General features: G+C 65.9%; 11 protein-coding genes. 5 read left to right on the plus strand and 6 right to left on the minus strand.

All coding sequences use genetic code 11. The features are described from left to right. Positions 1-71: 71 nt before the first annotated feature. The 4 genes from HFK18_RS18005 to HFK18_RS18020 all read right to left on the minus strand — a co-directional run bounded on the left by HFK18_RS18005 (position 72) and on the right by HFK18_RS18020 (position 4,341). Positions 72-398 carry a thioredoxin family protein gene (locus HFK18_RS18005; RefSeq protein ID WP_089235895.1) on the minus strand — a complete coding sequence of 109 codons (327 nt, stop codon included), beginning with the start codon at positions 396-398 and terminating at the stop codon, positions 72-74. Next, on the minus strand, positions 370-849 hold the full coding sequence (locus HFK18_RS18010; protein ID WP_240196432.1) for a flavodoxin: 480 nt from the start codon (positions 847-849) through the stop codon (positions 370-372). The genes HFK18_RS18005 and HFK18_RS18010 overlap by 29 nt, the downstream gene beginning before the upstream one ends. Positions 850-862: 13 nt before the next feature. Further along, positions 863-1,903, minus strand: coding sequence for a ribonucleotide-diphosphate reductase subunit beta (locus HFK18_RS18015; protein WP_025878567.1), 1,041 nt, complete (start codon positions 1,901-1,903; stop codon positions 863-865). Between the two features lie 110 nt (positions 1,904-2,013). Next, entirely contained in the window at positions 2,014-4,341 is a 2,328-nt protein-coding gene (locus HFK18_RS18020; protein WP_257216330.1) for a ribonucleoside-diphosphate reductase subunit alpha, read from the minus strand. Between the two features lie 481 nt (positions 4,342-4,822). On the opposite strand from HFK18_RS18020, the gene HFK18_RS18025 reads away from it, so the two are divergent. Both HFK18_RS18025 and HFK18_RS18030 read left to right on the plus strand, forming a co-directional pair. After that, entirely contained in the window at positions 4,823-5,800 is a 978-nt protein-coding gene (locus HFK18_RS18025) for a zinc-binding dehydrogenase (RefSeq protein ID WP_180167302.1), read from the plus strand. 223 nt (positions 5,801-6,023) lie between these two features. Beyond that, positions 6,024-8,645 (plus strand): TonB-dependent receptor, encoded by a 2,622-nt coding sequence (locus tag HFK18_RS18030; RefSeq protein ID WP_180167303.1) that lies wholly within the window; start codon positions 6,024-6,026, stop codon positions 8,643-8,645. A 127-nt stretch (positions 8,646-8,772) separates the two neighbouring features. Here the strand turns inward: HFK18_RS18030 and betT are convergent, their stop codons facing one another. Beyond that, entirely contained in the window at positions 8,773-10,752 is a 1,980-nt protein-coding gene (gene betT, locus HFK18_RS18035) for a choline BCCT transporter BetT (RefSeq protein WP_180167304.1), read from the minus strand. Positions 10,753-10,904: 152 nt separating this feature from the next. Beyond that, a complete protein-coding gene (locus tag HFK18_RS18040; protein ID WP_180167305.1) occupies positions 10,905-11,285 on the minus strand; it encodes a VOC family protein in 381 nt (126 codons plus the stop codon). A gap of 136 nt (positions 11,286-11,421) precedes the next feature. On the opposite strand from HFK18_RS18040, the gene HFK18_RS18045 reads away from it, so the two are divergent. The 3 genes from HFK18_RS18045 to HFK18_RS18055 all read left to right on the plus strand — a co-directional run bounded on the left by HFK18_RS18045 (position 11,422) and on the right by HFK18_RS18055 (position 15,911). Continuing rightward, positions 11,422-11,940: a sigma-70 family RNA polymerase sigma factor gene (locus tag HFK18_RS18045; protein ID WP_180167306.1), complete on the plus strand. Its 519-nt coding sequence runs from the start codon at positions 11,422-11,424 to the stop codon at positions 11,938-11,940. Beyond that, positions 11,937-12,884: a FecR domain-containing protein gene (locus HFK18_RS18050; RefSeq protein ID WP_180167307.1), complete on the plus strand. Its 948-nt coding sequence runs from the start codon at positions 11,937-11,939 to the stop codon at positions 12,882-12,884. Before HFK18_RS18045 ends, HFK18_RS18050 begins: the two co-directional genes overlap by 4 nt. Positions 12,885-12,950: 66 nt before the next feature. Further along, positions 12,951-15,911, plus strand: coding sequence for a TonB-dependent receptor (locus HFK18_RS18055; protein WP_180167308.1), 2,961 nt, complete (start codon positions 12,951-12,953; stop codon positions 15,909-15,911). Positions 15,912-15,925: the final 14 nt, after the last annotated feature.

The raw sequence follows: 15,925 nt of genomic DNA on the forward strand, positions 1-15,925 counted from the left end.
GATTCCTTGCCGCAGGCAAGGGCTCTGACCCCAGTAGATCCACGCCATGCGTGGATCTGGCATGACCGGCGCTACAGGAACTCCGCGATCGCCGCTTCGATCTGCTGCGGCGACTGGAAGCCCGGCATGCGCATGCATTCGTCGCCATCACGGAACAGCGACAGCGTGGGGGTCTGCCGCAGGCCCAGCTCGCGGAAGAACGCCTCGCCCACCACCTCCAGCTGCACCCGCAGCAGGGTCGTGCCCTGCCCTGCAGTGCCGCTGGCCACCCGCTGCAGCGACATGTCCAGCATCCGGCAACCCGGGCACTGGTCCTTGTGGAAGTCCACCAGCACGCGCGGATGGTCGGCCAGCAACTGCTGGAACTGCTCAGGCGTGGTGGCGTCGATGATCTGCATCGGTGGTACTCCAGTAATGATCCAGGACCGCGTCGGTCCAGCTATTGATGGCCGTGGCATGCCGACGGCCATGTGGCATCTGTTCGATCTCCAGCGGCGGATAGCCGCTGTGGAAATAGCGGATCAGCCGGTGCACCGCACCGCAGTAGTACTCCTGCCCCCACTGCGTTTCGCCGGTACCGAACACCGCCACCTGGCGCGGCCGCTGGCCGCGTTCGGCGATGCCTGCCACCCAGGCCTTCATCTCCGACGGCGTGCGCCCGGCGTTGTCGGTCCAGCAACCCAGCAGCACCAGGTCGGCCTCGTCCACCGGCAGCGGCGGGCACTGGCGCGGGTCGTCAGCGTCCTGCCAGTGCACGGCGTGGCCTGTGGCCCGGCATCGCTCGGCGATGTGGCGGCCGAGCTCGCGGGTGTTGCCACTGAGGGACGCCACCACGATCAGGATGCGCAGCGCCGGGCCGCGCTCAGAGGTCGTCGAAGCCGTTGTCGACGTTGGTCTTCTTGTAACTTGCATTGCGCATCTCGAAGAAGTCGGTCTTGGTCTCGGTGAAGTTGTCGGCGTAGGCCTTGATCCACGGCATCACGTTGTCGGTGGTGTCGCTGTACAGGCGCTCGATGCCGAGCATGCCGGCCATCTTGTTGGCGCGGTACTTCACGTAGCGCACCATCTCGTCCACGTCGATGCCGTCGATGCCATCAAGCACCTCCGCCGACCATTGGGTTTCCAGTTCGATGGCATGTTCGAACGACTGGTGCACGTAGGCGGTCAGCTCGTTGGTCTGCAGCTCCGGGTTCTCGCCGATGATGGCGCGGATCAGCTCGCTGATGAACTTGGTGTGGGCCAGCTCGTCACGGTTGATGAAGCTGATGATCTTGCCGGTGCCGTTCATGCGGTTCTGCCGCACCATGTTGTAGAAATAGGCGAACCCGGAATAGAAGTTGATGCCTTCCAGGATCGAGGACTGGATCAGCGACTTCAGCAGGGTTTCGGCGGTCTTCTCGCGCATGAAATCGTCATACGCCCCCATGATCGGCGCGTTGCGCTTGATGATGGTCGGGTGGGTGCGGGCGATCTCGAAGATGCGGTTCTGGTTGGGAAGATCGGTGATCGAGGCCAGCACGTAGCTGTAGCTCTCGTTGTGGATCACTTCCTGCTGACCGATGATCGCCGCGTTGGCGTGCGCGGCTGGGTCGGTGATGTATTCGGCGACGTTGTAGATGAAGCGCGTCTGCGGCGAATCCAGCGTGGCCAGCAGGCCGATGATGGAATCGTAGGCGTTCTTCTCGCGCGCGTTGAGCTCGCCGTACTGGCGTGCATCCACCTTCATGTCCACCTCGTCGGGGATCCAGAAGTTGGTCGACAGCTCCTTGTAGGCGCGATAGAACGACGGGTAGGGAATGTCGTTCCAGTTCAGGATGCCGCTGGTGCGGCCGTTGATGATGCCGGTGCTGCGGTTGGGGTGGCGCGGTTCGAGGATCTTGATGCGGTCGAGGGGCGTTGCCATGGTCTTCTGCCTTCGTATTGCGTGCGTTGCGGATGTAGAGCCGAGCCCATGCTCGGCTGCTCTTCGCGCCTGAGCCGAGCGTGGGCTCGGCTCTACAGGGGGCGCAGCGGTCAGCTCGAGCACCACTCGCATTCGCTGATGTCGATGTCGTTGGAGCGCACGTAGTAGGTGGTCTTCAGCCCTTCCCGCCAGGCACTCAGGTGCAGCTCCAGCAGCGTGCTGGCGCGGATCGTGCTCGGCACGTAGAGGTTGAAGCTGATCGACTGGTCCACATGGCGCTGGCGGCGCGCGTTCTGCCGCACGCTGGCGAACTGGTCGACCTTGTAGGCACCCTTCTCGTAGTACGGCCAGGTTTCCAGCGACAGCCCGGGTGCAGCTACCGGCCGCCGGAAGTCCTTCTTTTCCTCGTAGTAGAACGCGCTGTAGATCGGATCGATCGACGCGGTGGAACCGGCGATCTGTGCGGTGCTCATGTTCGGCGCCACTGCCAGCAGCCAGCCGTTGCGCAGGCCGTTGCTCGCCACCTCGCGTGCAAGACTGTCCCAGGCCGCGCCGCTGTAATCGCGGTCACGGAAATAGTTGCCGTTGTGCCAGTCGCTGCCGACGAACATCGGGTAGCTGCCCTTTTCCCTGGCCAGCTGCGCGCTGGCCTGGATGGTCAGGAAGTTGATGCGCTCGAACAGGCGATCAGACAGTTCCTCGGCCTCGGGCGATTCCCAGTGGATCGACTGCTGGGCCAGCAGATGGTGCCAGCCGAACGTGCCCAGGCCGATGGCGCGGTACTTGTGGTTGGTGATGGTGGCCTGCGGCACCGGCAGCGCATTGAGGTCGATCACGTTGTCGAGCATGCGCACCTGGATCGGAATCAACCGCTCCAGCACATCGGTGGCCAGCAGATCCTCAGGAGCGGTGATGGCACGGCCGAGGTTGATCGATGACAGGTTGCAGACCACGAAGTCACCGGCACGACGGGTGGTGACGATCTGGTCGCCGCTGACGATCTCCTGGATCATCCGCGTCGGGCTCATGTTCTGCAGGATCTCGGTGCACAGGTTGCTGGAATAGACCATGCCCGCGTGCTTGTTCGGGTTCTTCCGGTTCACTTCGTCGCGGTAGAACAGGAACGGGTTACCGGTTTCCAGCTGGCTGAGCATGATCCGCTTGAACAGGTCGATCGCCTTCACCGTGCGGCGGCTGATGCGCTCGTCGGCGACCAGTTCGGCGTAGCGGTCGCGGAAGCTGCCCTGCCCGCGCTTCTCGTCGTAGAAGTCCTGCAGGTACCAGCCCTTGGCCTGCTTCACCTCGTGCGGATCGAACAGGTACCAGTCGGCCCGGCGCTCGACCGCCTCCATGAACAGATCGGGCACGCAGATCGCGGTGAACACATCGTGCGCGCGCAGGCGCTGGTCGCCGTTGTTCAGGCGCAGGTCCATGAAGGCTTCGATGTCGCGATGCCAGATGTCCAGGTACACCGCCACCGCGCCCTTGCGCTGGCCGAGCTGGTCGACCGACACCGCGGTGTTGTTGAGCTGCTTGATCCACGGCACGACGCCGCCGGACGAGTTGGGCACGCCGCGGATCGGCGCACCACTGCTGCGCACGTACCCCAGGTACGCACCCACACCGCCGCCGTGCTTGGACACGCGGGCAATATCGGTGTTGGAGTCATAGATGCCCTGCAGGCTGTCATCGACGGTATCGATGAAGCAGCTCGACAGCTGGCCGCCGACCTTGCCGGCGTTGGCCAGGGTCGGCGTGGCCACCGTCATGTACAGGTTGGACAGTGCCCAGTAAGCCTCGCCCACCAGCTGCATGCGGCGCACGCGGCCGTTCTCACCCGGCCCGCCCTCGTTCTGCATCAGGTACAGGGCGATGGTCAGCCAGCGTTCCTGCGGCAGTTCATACACCTCGCGGCTGCGATCGGTGGCCAGATAGCGCGTGGCCAGCAGGTACAGGCCGTTGTAGGCGAACAGACGATCGCGCTCGGGGTCGATCATCTCGCCGGCCTGCTGCAGTTCTTCCTTCGAATAGCAGCGCAGGATGTCGTTGCTGTAGATGCCGCGGTCGGCCAGGCTTTCCTGCAGGCCCACGTAGGAGCCGTATTTCAGGCTGACATCGTAGAAGCGATTGCGGCTGGCACGCTTGTACAGCCGGCGCAGGTACAGGCGTGCGGCAAACTGTTCCCACTCGGGCGCGACAAGATCGACGCGCGATTCCGCTTCGCGGATCAGCAGATCCACCAGATCATCGGCGCTGATGCTGGGCTTGCGCTCGACCATCGCCAGCACCACGCGGCGGTAGTCGGCCACATCCAGCTGCGGCAGCTCGGCATGGATCGTGTCGATGCTGCGCAGCAGGCGTGCCGCATCGTACGGCAGGCGACGATTGCCGGCTTCCTTGGTGATCCAGGTCGGCACGCGCTCACCGCTGGCGCGCATGGCGTCGCCGGCGCCGGCCAGGTCGGCCACGCGGAAGGTACTGTCGGTCATGGTGGTGGAACTCCAGGCTCGTACGCGCGTCGGCGCCCGATGCCATGGCGGCCCTGCACGCGATACCGGCGCGCGGAGCGAACGGGTGAAGTGCCAGGGTGCAGGAACGTAGGTCGTCGGCATCTGCCTGCGCCTGCGGCCGGTATCCGGGCCGTGGGGGCGACCTGCGTCCGCACCATGGCGGCCGCGTCGACACGGCAAGCCTTCAGGGGCGGGCCGCGGGACGTTTGCTGCATGTCCGGCGGCGGCGGCTGACCGGGAGTGACGGCCACAACATAGTGGGGATGCCCCGAGCCGTCAACACAAGATGCAGTAATCACGTCATGTCGCGACCATCGGTCGCAGGATGCCGTGTTGCACCGCCATCACCTTGTTGACGCCGCACACGTCCCCAGTTCGGTATCACATCAACTTTTCCGGAACACCGCTCATGCGCGCTGCCCAGTACTCCTCCTTCGGCGACCCGGCCGACGTCCTTGCCGTTGCCGACGCCGCACTGCCCGAACCCGGCCCCGGCGAGGTGCGCATCCGCACCGTGCTGGCCTCGATCCACAACCACGATCTGCTGACAGTGCGTGGCCTGTACGGCTACAAGCCGACGCTGCCGGCGATCGGTGGCAGCGAAGCACTGGGCGTTGTCGATGCGCTCGGCGAGGGCGTCGATGACCTGCAGATCGGCCAGCGTGTTGCCGCCGCCTCGGTGCACGGCACCTGGGCCGAAGCGTTCATCGCGCCGGCACGGATGGTGATCCCGATGCCGGAGTCGATCCCCGACGAGATGGCCGCACAGCTGATCGCGATGCCGCTGAGCGCGCTGATGCTGCTGGAGTTCCTGCGCGTCGAGCCGGGCCAGTGGGTCGTACAGAACACCGCCAACGGTGCCGTCGGCAAATCGCTGGCGATGCTGGCAAGGGCCCGCGGTGTGCACGTGGCCAACCTTGTGCGCAATGGGGAAGCTGTGGCGCAGCTGCAGGCGCTCGGCATCGATCACGTGTTCGATACGTCGGTGGACGGCTGGAAGGACCGCGTGCGCGAAGCCACCGGCGAAGCACAGGCGGCGGCTGCAGTCGATTCCATCGGTGGCGATGCCAGCGGCGACCTGGTCGACCTGCTCGGTCACCACGGCACCCTGGTCTCGTTCGGCGTGATGAGCGGCGAGCCGATGCGCATTCCCGCCGGTGGCCTGATCTACAAGGAAGCCACGGTGAAGGGCTTCTGGGGCAGCAAGGTCAGCCAGGCGATGGCGGTGGAAGACAAGCGCAGGCTGGTTGGCGAGCTGCTGAAGCGCGCGGCCGGTGGTGAACTGACCTTGCCGGTGGAGCGGATCTTCGCCCTGGACGACATCGCCCAGGCCGCAAAGGCCGGTGCTGGCTCGGGTCGCAATGGCAAGGTGCTGCTGCGCCCTTGATGGCTTGGCACACCTTTCTGTAGAGCCGAGCCATGCTCGGCTGCTTTCCCTCTGGCGTGGGGACCAACGGTCCGCACCCACCGGAGCACAGGCCATTCCACCAAGGGCGCTGACTTTCGTTAAGAACCTGTGATGTATAACTGAATGCGCTTTCGTCATTGGAAGGCGCACAGACCCGCGTGCGGTACTGACGGCTCCTCCCCCGTTTGGCGTAGTCGCTTCCATGTATCGCACCACCCTGCTTTCCAGCGCGGTCGCGCTGGCCCTCGTCGCCGGCACTGCCGGCGCCGCTGAAACCGCCGATACCGGCAAGGACAGCACCACCCTCGGCACCGTGCTGGTGACCGGCTCGAACATCAAGCGCAGCGACACCGCCGGCCCCAACCCGGTGCAGATCGTCACCCGCGAGCAGATCCTGCAGACCGGCCGCTCCACCCTCACCGACGTGCTGCGCAACCTGTCGGCCAACGCCGGCAACAGCTTCGACGAGCAGTACACCGGCAGCTTCGCTGCAGGCTCGGCGTCGATCGGCCTGCGCGGCCTGTCACCGAAGAACACGCTGGTGCTGGTCAATGGCTACCGCGTGGCCAACTTCGGCTTCGCGCTCAACACCCAGGACACCTTCGTCGACCTCAATGCGCTGCCGATCAGCGCGGTCGAGCGCATCGAAGTGCTGAAGGATGGCGCCTCGGCTGTATACGGCTCGGATGCCATCGCCGGTGTCATCAATATCATCCTGCGCCGTGATTTCCAGGGCGTGGAGGTCGGCGGCGGTTTCGGCACCGCCACCCAGGGCGGTTTGAACGAGCGCAAGGCCAACCTGCTGGCCGGCTTCGGTGACCTCGAACAGCAGGGCTGGAACGTGCTGTTCGGGCTGGATCTGCTCAAGCGCGACCGCCTCGACGCCGACCAGCGCGCGTACACCCGCGACGGCGATTTCCGCGACAAGCCCGGTGGCCGTCTGGCCGGCTGGTCCACCGCTGGCGGCAACACGCTGGCCAACCCGCGCGCGCCGCAGCCGTTCTCGTCCTGCCCCGATGGCAGCGAGCTGCGTCCCTACAGTGACTTCGGCAGCACCCTGCCCGGCCAGGCCTGCGCCTTCAACGCACAGCCGTTCAAGACCCTGCAGCCCGGCGCCGAGCGCCTGCAGGCGTCGTTGAGCGCGACCTACCGCTTCAACGACAGCATCGAAGCCTTCGCTGATGTGCTGTACAGCCACAACAAGGCCGACCAGATCTTCAGCGCGCCGCTGACGGTCGGCCCTGGCCTGCGTGCCTACAATCCCGCCACCGGCACGTTGACCGATATCGCCGCCGTGCTGCCGGTCGGCCATCCGAACAATCCGGGCAGCGCGCCGCTGCCGTTCGAATACACCTTCTTCGATCTCGGCCCGCGCCTGAAGGACAACACCCAGGTGTTCTACCGCGCTCTGGCCGGCGTGCGTGGCACCGGTGAACGCTGGGACTGGGAAGTGGCCGCACTGACCTCGCAGAGCGCGCAGCGCGAGTACGTGGACAACTTCGTGGACCGCTACGCCTTCCAGCAGATCCTGCGCGATGGCAGCTACAACTTCCTCGATCCGTCCAGCACGCCGGGCGCACTGGACGACCTGCGCCTGCAAACCAAGCGTCCGGGCTGGTACAAGCTGCATTCGCTCAACATCAAGGCATCGACCTCGTTGTGGGAACTGCCGGCCGGTGCGATCGGCTTCGCCTGGGGCGCGGAATTCCGCAAGGAATCGCTGGACGCGCGCACCAGTGCGCAGGTGCTGTCCGGTACCGAGCTGCGCCCGGCGATCAACATCGTCGACGGCGAACGCCAGGTCAGTGCCGCCTATGCCGAGTTCAGCGTGCCGCTGCACCGCACGCTGGAGCTGCAGGTGGCCGGTCGCGGTGACCACTACGATGATTTCGGCAAGGCGTTCTCGCCGAAGTTCGCGCTGCGCTGGCAGCCGCTGGACAGCCTGCTGCTGCGCGGTTCGTTCTCGCGCGGTTTCCGTGCACCGTCGCTGCCGGAGATCGCGCCGGGGCAGACCATCAGCTACGGCTCGGTAGTCGATCCGTTCGATCCGCTGCAGCCCGGTGGCAGCCGTGGCGTGACCAACCTGCGCACCGGCAATCCGGACCTGAAAGCCGAACGCTCGCGCAACCTCAACGTCGGCGCAGTATGGTCCCCGGATGCCGATTCCAGCATCGGCCTGGACTGGTACCGCATCGAGCAGGACAACCTGGTCAAGCCGGACAGCGCGCAGTTCATCGTCAACAACCCGGACCTGTTCCCCGGCCGCGTGCAGCGCGATGCACAGGGCCGCATCCAGATCATCACCAACCAGTACGCCAACCAGGGCGAGCTGACCACCTCGGGCATCGACCTGGAAGCCAACCGCACCTTCCGCACCGATGGCTGGGGCAACTTCACCGTGGCTGGCAGCTGGACCCACCTGCTCAGCTTCAAGCAGCCGCTGGTGGCTGGACAGGCACCGTATGACGGTGCCGGCAACAACCGCCATGGCGCCCTGCCACGCACGCGCGGCACCACGTCGTTGAACTGGGCGGCAGGTGACTGGAGCAGCACGCTGAGCCTGCAGTACGTGAGCGGCTATGACCAGCGCGTGGCCACCGCCACCAGCAATCCGGGCCTGCGCGACAAGGTCAAGCCCTACCATCAGCTGGACCTGTACGTGGCCTACGAGGGCATTCCGAAGACCACGCTGTCACTGTCGGTGCTGAACCTGACCGACAAGGATCCGCCGTTCGATCCGGCCGGCGGCTCCAGCGGCTTCGACATCAGCCAGTACAACCTGCGCGGTCAGTTCGTTTCGCTGGGCGCACGTTACCGGTTCTGATTGAACGGCAGGGGCGGCGGTGATGCGCCGCCCCGTTCGCGTTGCCGGCCAGCGGCCGGCACTACAGGCGTGTGCGGACCAACGGTCCGCACCCATCGAAGGCCGGGCCATGCCCGGCGTGGCTGCATCAACGGCTCAGGTGCAGGAACTGCAGGTGCCGTTCGTACTGGCTGATGATGTCGTTGATGATCTGCTTGCGGTTGTAGCCGACCAGGTCGTAGTCCTGGCTGCCTTCGTACAGATGTACTTCGGCGCGGTAGTAGCGCTGGTTGCGCAGCTGCTGCGCGGCGAAGGACGGGGTCAGGTAGCCACTGAGGATCACCCGGTACAGGAAGTCCTGCTGCTCACCGTGGTTGACTGACAGCTCCATGTCGCCCGCTTCGAAGCGCGTCTGCACATCCCAGCCCTGCTCACCCAGCTGCTCGGCCACCGCCTCCATCGCCGGCTTCACCGTGTCATCCATGAAGCGGTACACCTGGTCGCGTACCGGGAAGTTCATGGCCTGGGTCAGGCGCTGGCGCCAGCCCTGGTGGTGGCGATCATCGCCGATCAACGGCGATGGCCTGAACTGCTGCGCGCGCTTGCGGTGCGACTCGTCACTGAAGGCACGGGTCAGGCCCCACATCATCAACAGCAGCACCGCAGAGAACGGCAACGATGCCAGCACCACCGCGGATTTCAGCGCATCGATGCTGCCGGCCAGCAACAGGCCGGCGGTCAGCACCGCGATCACCGTGCCCCAGAACACGCGCAGCCAGCGCGGGCCATCATCCTCTGGCGCACCGCCGTGCGAGGACAGCGTGGACAGCACCACCGCGCCGGAATCGGCCGACGTCACGAAGAAGATGAAGCTGACCAGCACGGTCACCCCGATCACCGCCTTGCTCCACGGGTAGCCATCCAGCAACGCATACAGCACCGTCGGTGGATCATCCACCGCCAGCTGCGCCAACTGCTGCTGGCCATGGTGCAGCACCTGGTCCAGCGCGCTGTTGCCGAAGATCGACAGCCACGCCAGGGTGAAGCCCAGCGGAATCAGCAGCACGCCGAACACGAATTCGCGGATGGTGCGGCCGCGCGAGATGCGCGCGATGAACAGGCCGACGAACGGCGCCCAGCCGATCCACCAGGCCCAGTAGAACACCGTCCAGCCGCCCAACCATTCCGGCCGGCCACCATAGGCGTACACGTCGAAACTCTTGCCCACCACGCTGCCCAGGTAATCACCCAGGTTCTGCATCAGCGTGCTGAGCAGGTACTGGGTGGGGCCGGCGCAGAGCATGAACAGCACGAGCGCGATCGCCAGCAGCATGTTGATGTTGGCCATCCAGCGCACGCCCTTCTCCACCCCGGACACGGCCACCGCGACGGCCGCGCCCATCATCGCCACCACCAGCAGGATCTGCACCAGGTTGGAGTGCGGCACATTGAACAGGTGCGACAGGCCGGCGTTGAGATGCAGCACGCCGAAGCCCATGTCCGCGCCGATGCCGAACACCGTGGCGACGATGCCCAAGGCATCGACGGTGTAGCCGATCGGGCCGTTGATGCGCTTGCCGATCAGCGGATACAGCGCCGAGCGCAGCGCCAACGGCAGGTTGTGCCGATAGGCGAAATAGGCCATCGCCATTGCCGCCAGCGCGAACACGCCCCAGCCATGCAGGCCCCAGTGCAGGAACAGCAGCTGCATGGCCTGGCGCGCACCGGCCTCGCCTGCTGAGCCATCACCCTGCGGCGGCTGCAGGTAATGGGTCAGCGGTTCGGAAACGCAGAAGAAGAACAGGGTGATGCTGATGCCTGCAGCGAACAGCATGCCGGCCCAGGAGAGATAGCTGAATTCCGGTTCGTCATGGTCGGCACCGAGCTTGATGCCGCCGTACTTGGACAACGCCACGCCGACCACGAACACCAGGTACAGAGTCATCGCCAGCAGGTAGTACCAGCCGACGTTGAGTGCGGCCCAGTCCTGCGCCTTGACCAGCAGGCGACCGGCGCCGAGCGGGAACAGGCTGACGAACAGTGCGAAGGCAACGACGACGATCGCCGCGAAGGCGAAGACGGGCCGCAGGGTTCGCACCGGCTGATGTTGAGGCTCCAGTGCTTCCATGGGCAGCCATCTCCGGATCGATCAGAAAGTGAGCCGGCGGATTCTGGATGAACAGCAGTGGACACAGGATGAAGTCGTGGCACCGCGCAGGCACGATCCTGCCTCCATCCGTGTTACTCGCGCGCCTGCACGGCGCGCGCGCCGCTCCGGCCTTACTGCATCACATGCACGGCGCACAGCTTGTTGCCGTCCGGATCACGCAGGTAGGCCAGGTACAACTGGCGCCCTGCCTTCTGCCGCACGCCAGCCGGGTCTTCCACCGCAGTACCGCCATGGGCCACGCCCGCTTCCTGCCAGGCATGCACCGCCTGTGGGTCGGCCAGCGCAAAGCCGATGGTGCCACCGTTGGCGTGGCATGCCGCCTGTCCATCGATGGGCGGGATGACCATGAACATCCGTCCATCCTTGATGTAGACCAGCTTGCCCTCGTCATCGAACACGCCTGTGCGGGCGCCGACGGCGGTGAACAACGCATCGTAGAAGCGACGGGAGATCGCCATGTCGTTGGTTCCGACGGTGACGTGACTGAACATGCGGGCACTCCGTTGCGGGAAAGCCCAAGTGTCGACCACCGTATCGACGACGGCAACGGCGCCGGCCGCCGCGGGTTTGTCGCGGGCGTCTTCACGCGACTATAATGGGAATCATTCTCATTGACGATTGAATCCGATGGCCGTGCCCGCCACCTCCAGCTCCGTGCTGGCGGGGTTCTACCGCGAACACCACGGCTGGCTGCTGGGCTGGCTGCGGCGGCGCACCCACAACGCCGAATGTGCAGCCGACCTGACCCAGGACACCTTCGTCCGCCTGCTCAGCCGCCGGGTGGACCCCACCGAGCTGCGCCTGCCACGCGCCTACCTGACCACCATCGCCCACGCGCTGCTGGTCAACCACTGGCAGCGTGCCGATCTGGAGCGGGCCTATCTGGCGGCGCTGGCAGCACAACCGGAGCCGGTGCATCCCTCCGCCGAAGAACGCACCCAGGCGCTGCAGCTGCTGCATGCCATCGCCGACATGCTGCAGGGCCTGCCAGAGCGGCCGCGGCGCGCCTTCCTCATGGCGCGACTCTCCGGCATGGGCTATGCGCAGATCGGCCAGCAGCTGGGCGTCTCCGAACGGATGGTCAAGAAGTACATGGCGCAGGCCATGCTGCATTGCCTGCAGCTCAGCGGCGACCTCCCGGCATGAGCCAAGGTATCGCCTCTCCGGCGCTTGAACAGGCCGCCGAGTGGTTCGCGTTGCGCCAGCAGGGCGCCTGGAGTGGCGACGATCAACGCCGCTGGGAAGCGTGGCTGCGGGAGCATGCCGAACACGCCCGTGCGTGGCAGCGGGTCGAATCCATCTGGACCTCGTTTGCTCCGCTGGCGCCGCATGCTGCCGCGCAGGCGCTGGATGCAGCGGGCCGTCGTCGTCGTCGCGCCCTGCGCGGCATCGGTGGCGCGTTGGGGCTGGGAGCGCTTTCGCTGCTCGGTCTGCAGGGCCTGCAATCGCAGCGGCAACGACTGCCGCTGCGCACCGCGGCAGGACATACCGGCGCGTGGACCCTGCGCGACGGCAGCCAGCTGTGGCTCAACGCCGACAGCGAAGTCGTCGTCGATGTCGCCGAAGGCCGTCGTGCCCTGTACCTGCTGCGGGGCGAACTGCTGCTGCAGACAGGGCATGCGCCGGCCTACGCCCATCTGCCATTGACCGTACACACCGCCGGCGCCCGCCTGCAGCCGATGGGGACGCGCTTTGCGGTCGGCCGCTGCGGACCGGACAGTCGGCTGGATGTGTTCGAAGGTGCGGTCCGTTGTCTGCCCTTGCTGGGCACGGCGCTGGACGTGGTTGCCGGTAGCGGGGCGCGCATTGGTGCATTGGGTGCACTGCAGCCGGTGGCTGCCGATCCGTTGCGCGGTGACTGGACCGACGGCCGCCTGCAGGTCACTGACACGCCATTGCTGCGGGTGGTCGATGAACTGGCACGCCATCACCGCGGTTACCTGGGCTGCGATCCGCGCGTGGCAGCGCTGAAGGTGACAGCGGTGCTGCCGCGGCTGGACAGCCTGCAGGCACTGCCGTTGCTGGCGCGCGCCCTGCCGATCCGCATCGAGCAACGCTGGCCCTGGTGGACCGTGCTGCGCCCGGCCTGATCGCGCGGTTCCCTTTTCTGCCGCTCACCGGGCAGTACAGGAGAACCCATTGCGGAACACCGCCCCATGACGTCCCCCCGCCCCCTTCCGTCCCCTCGCCCACTGACACTGGCACTGTGCCTGGCCATCACCGTGCCTGCCGTCCTGCCAGTCAGTGCGCATGCACAGAACGCCGCCGCAACAGTCAGCCAGTGGCGCATCGCTGCCGGTCCGCTCGACCAGGCCCTCACCGCCTTCGGCCAGCAATCTGGACTCAACGTTGCCGTCGATGCGCGCCTCACCCGTGGCCTGCGCAGCCCCGGCGTGCAGCGCGCGGAGTCGGTGGATGCGGCACTGTCGCAGCTGCTGGCCGGCACCGGGCTCACCTTCCAGCGCGATGCCGATGGTGTCGTGCTGCGCCACGCGCCGGCGCGCGACAATGATGGTGCTCGCCAGATAGGCACCCTGCGTGTTGGCGGTGAGGCCAGCGAAGGCGCTTCACCGTGGGGCCTGGCCGATGCCGATGCGGTCTACCGTGACAGCGGCTCGCGCGTGCATCTGGATCGCCAGCAGCTGGAGCGGTTCCGCGGCCAGTCGATCGGCGATGTCCTGGCCGGTGCCGTCGGTGTGCATACCGGCGATGTGCGCAACGGCGGCGCACTGGACGTCAACATCCGCGGCCTGCAGGGCCAGAACCGGGTGCCGGTGATCATTGATGGCGGCCAACAGGCCATCGATGTCTACCGTGGCTATGCCGGCGTGCAGCAGCGCAGCTACCTGGACCCGGATCTAGTGAGTGCGGTCAGCATCGAGAAGGGTCCGAGCCTGGCGGCGAACGCGGCCAGTGCCATCGGTGGCGTGGTGTACATGGAAACGCTCACTGCCGACGACATCCTGGACGAAGACCAGCCCTGGGGCCTGCGCGTGCGCGCCGGCGTGGCCGACAACAGCATCGACCGCACCCACGTGTTCAAGCAGGTGGCACGCGGCAACGACAACCGCAACAGCCTGCGCGATCCGCGCGACTGGAACGGCAGCGTGGCCTTCGCCCAGCGTGGCGAGGACTGGCAGTTCGTGGCGGCCTATGCACGGCGGCGCCAGGGCAATTACTTCGCCGGCCGCAACGGTGCAGACCGCTACGACGACCAGCACCTGTCCAGCGGCGGCACCGGCATGACCAGCCAGCCGGTGTCATCGATCTACCACCCCGGCGATGAAGTACTGAACACCCACACCGACAACGAATCGGTACTGCTCAAGTTCGTCTGGACGCCCAACCCCGACCAGCGGCTGGAACTGAGCCACCGCTTCTTCGATTCCCGCTTCGGCGAAATCATGCCCTCGGCCATCGGCCGCGTCGGCGAGTCCAACGAGTGGGTGACCTACGTGGACAAGGCCAACACCATGTTCCAGTTCGAACCCGGGCGCATGCGCGTCAACGCCACTTCGCTGCGCCACCGCTACCGGCCCGAGGCGCATCCGTGGCTGGACCTGAGCAGCACGCTGTGGTTCACCACCGCCACCAGCCGCATGTTCAACAGCAACGTGGCCAACACGCCACTGTTCAAGGACTACCCCGGCGACAGCATGCCCGACACGCTGGGCGAGACCTATGGCCCTGGCCTGCAGTCGGACGTGAAGAGCCAGCGCTGGGGCGTGGACAGCAGCAACACCACCCGCTTCAGCAACAGCCTGGGCGAATGGACGCTGCGCTACGGCGCCGCCTTCCAGCATGAGGACACCGCACCGAATTCGCCGGTGCTGCCGGTGGACTTCAACAACAACCGCTACCTGCGCTCGGGCACGCGGCGCGAGGCCAGCGCCGTCGCCTCGCTGCAGTGGCAGCCGTGGGACTGGCTGTCGTTGACCGCCGGCGGGCGCTTCACCGATTACCGCACGCAGGACCGCAACCGCGTGGCCTACGTCAGCCAGTCAAGCGACCTGCGCTACACGTTCGCGCGGCTGAGCAAGGACGGGCAGCTGCTGCCGGGCTGGTACAAGGAGTGGTATCCGGATGCACAGGGCGCCTATACCCTCGAGTCGCTGCGTGCCACGCCGTACGGCGACAGCACGCTGGGGCAGACCTATGACTTCGACGGCTTCCAGCGCGATCCGCGCGGTGCCAACGGCTTCTACACCAAGAAGATTCCCACCGCCTGGGGTTACCAGCCGGCGATCCGTCGTTCCGGCCATGGCTTTGCGCCCTACGCCGAAGCCCGCTTCAACCTGGATGCGGATGCCTTCTTCTACGTGAAATACGCACAGGGCTGGAAGATGCCCAGCCTGTTCGAATCGACGCTGGGCAACAGCACCTCGGCGCCGATCAACGGCCTGAAGCCGGAGAAGAACCGTTCCTGGGACATTGGTTTCAGCCTGCTCAAGCGTGACCTGTGGCGTGACGGTGACCGCCTGGCCTTCAAGGTGGCGTGGTTCAAGAACGATATCGACAACGCGATCACCCGCCGCTTCGATTCCAGCAACTGGGCGTTCTATGTCGACAATGTCGACAACTACACCATCTCCGGCTACGAGCTGCAGTCCGGCTATGACGCCGGCATTGCCTACCTGGACCTGTCGGCCAGCTACTACCAGCGCGCACGCACCTGTGATGCGGCCACGGCCAAGCGCCTGCGCGACGACCCGTATGCGAAGTGGAGCAAGCTGGACACCACGCCGGACTGCGTGGACGGCGGCTTCGGTACGTCCTTCGTCAATGCGCAGAACCCGCCGAAGTACTCGATCCACAGCACGCTCGGATTCCGCTTGTTCGACCGGCGACTGGATACCGGCATCCGCCGCATCTACAACAGCGGCCCCACCCATGAACTGGACAAGCCGTGGAACACCACCGGCTCGACCGGCCTGCAGAACATCTATCTGCCAACCGCGATCTACGACTTCTATGCGCGCTGGCAGTTCACCCCACGCACGGAAGTGGAACTGGCGGTCAACAACCTGCGCAACACCTACTACATGGACACGCTGGCGATGAGCCTGATGCCCGGCCCCGGCCGGACCACCCGGCTGAGTTTCACTGCACGCTTCTGAGTACAGCAGAAACA

It is taken from the genome of Stenotrophomonas sp. SbOxS2, from assembly GCF_013416715.1.
GTDB lineage: Bacteria > Pseudomonadota > Gammaproteobacteria > Xanthomonadales > Xanthomonadaceae > Stenotrophomonas > Stenotrophomonas lactitubi.

Excerpts from the sequence above, each read along its gene's own strand:
- HFK18_RS18005 (WP_089235895.1), bottom strand. The coding sequence starts at position 398 with ATGCAGATCATCGACGCCACCACGCCTGAGCAGTTCCAGCAGTTGCTG.
- HFK18_RS18015 (WP_025878567.1), bottom strand. The coding sequence starts at position 1,903 with ATGGCAACGCCCCTCGACCGCATCAAGATCCTCGAACCGCGCCACCCC.
- HFK18_RS18020 (WP_257216330.1), bottom strand. The coding sequence starts at position 4,341 with ATGCGCGCCAGCGGTGAGCGCGTGCCGACCTGGATCACCAAGGAAGCC.
- HFK18_RS18025 (WP_180167302.1), top strand. The coding sequence starts at position 4,823 with ATGCGCGCTGCCCAGTACTCCTCCTTCGGCGACCCGGCCGACGTCCTT.
- HFK18_RS18030 (WP_180167303.1), top strand. The coding sequence starts at position 6,024 with ATGTATCGCACCACCCTGCTTTCCAGCGCGGTCGCGCTGGCCCTCGTC.
- betT (WP_180167304.1), bottom strand. The coding sequence starts at position 10,752 with ATGGAAGCACTGGAGCCTCAACATCAGCCGGTGCGAACCCTGCGGCCC.
- HFK18_RS18040 (WP_180167305.1), bottom strand. The coding sequence starts at position 11,285 with ATGTTCAGTCACGTCACCGTCGGAACCAACGACATGGCGATCTCCCGT.
- HFK18_RS18045 (WP_180167306.1), top strand. The coding sequence starts at position 11,422 with ATGGCCGTGCCCGCCACCTCCAGCTCCGTGCTGGCGGGGTTCTACCGC.
- HFK18_RS18050 (WP_180167307.1), top strand. The coding sequence starts at position 11,937 with ATGAGCCAAGGTATCGCCTCTCCGGCGCTTGAACAGGCCGCCGAGTGG.
- HFK18_RS18055 (WP_180167308.1), top strand. The coding sequence starts at position 12,951 with ATGACGTCCCCCCGCCCCCTTCCGTCCCCTCGCCCACTGACACTGGCA.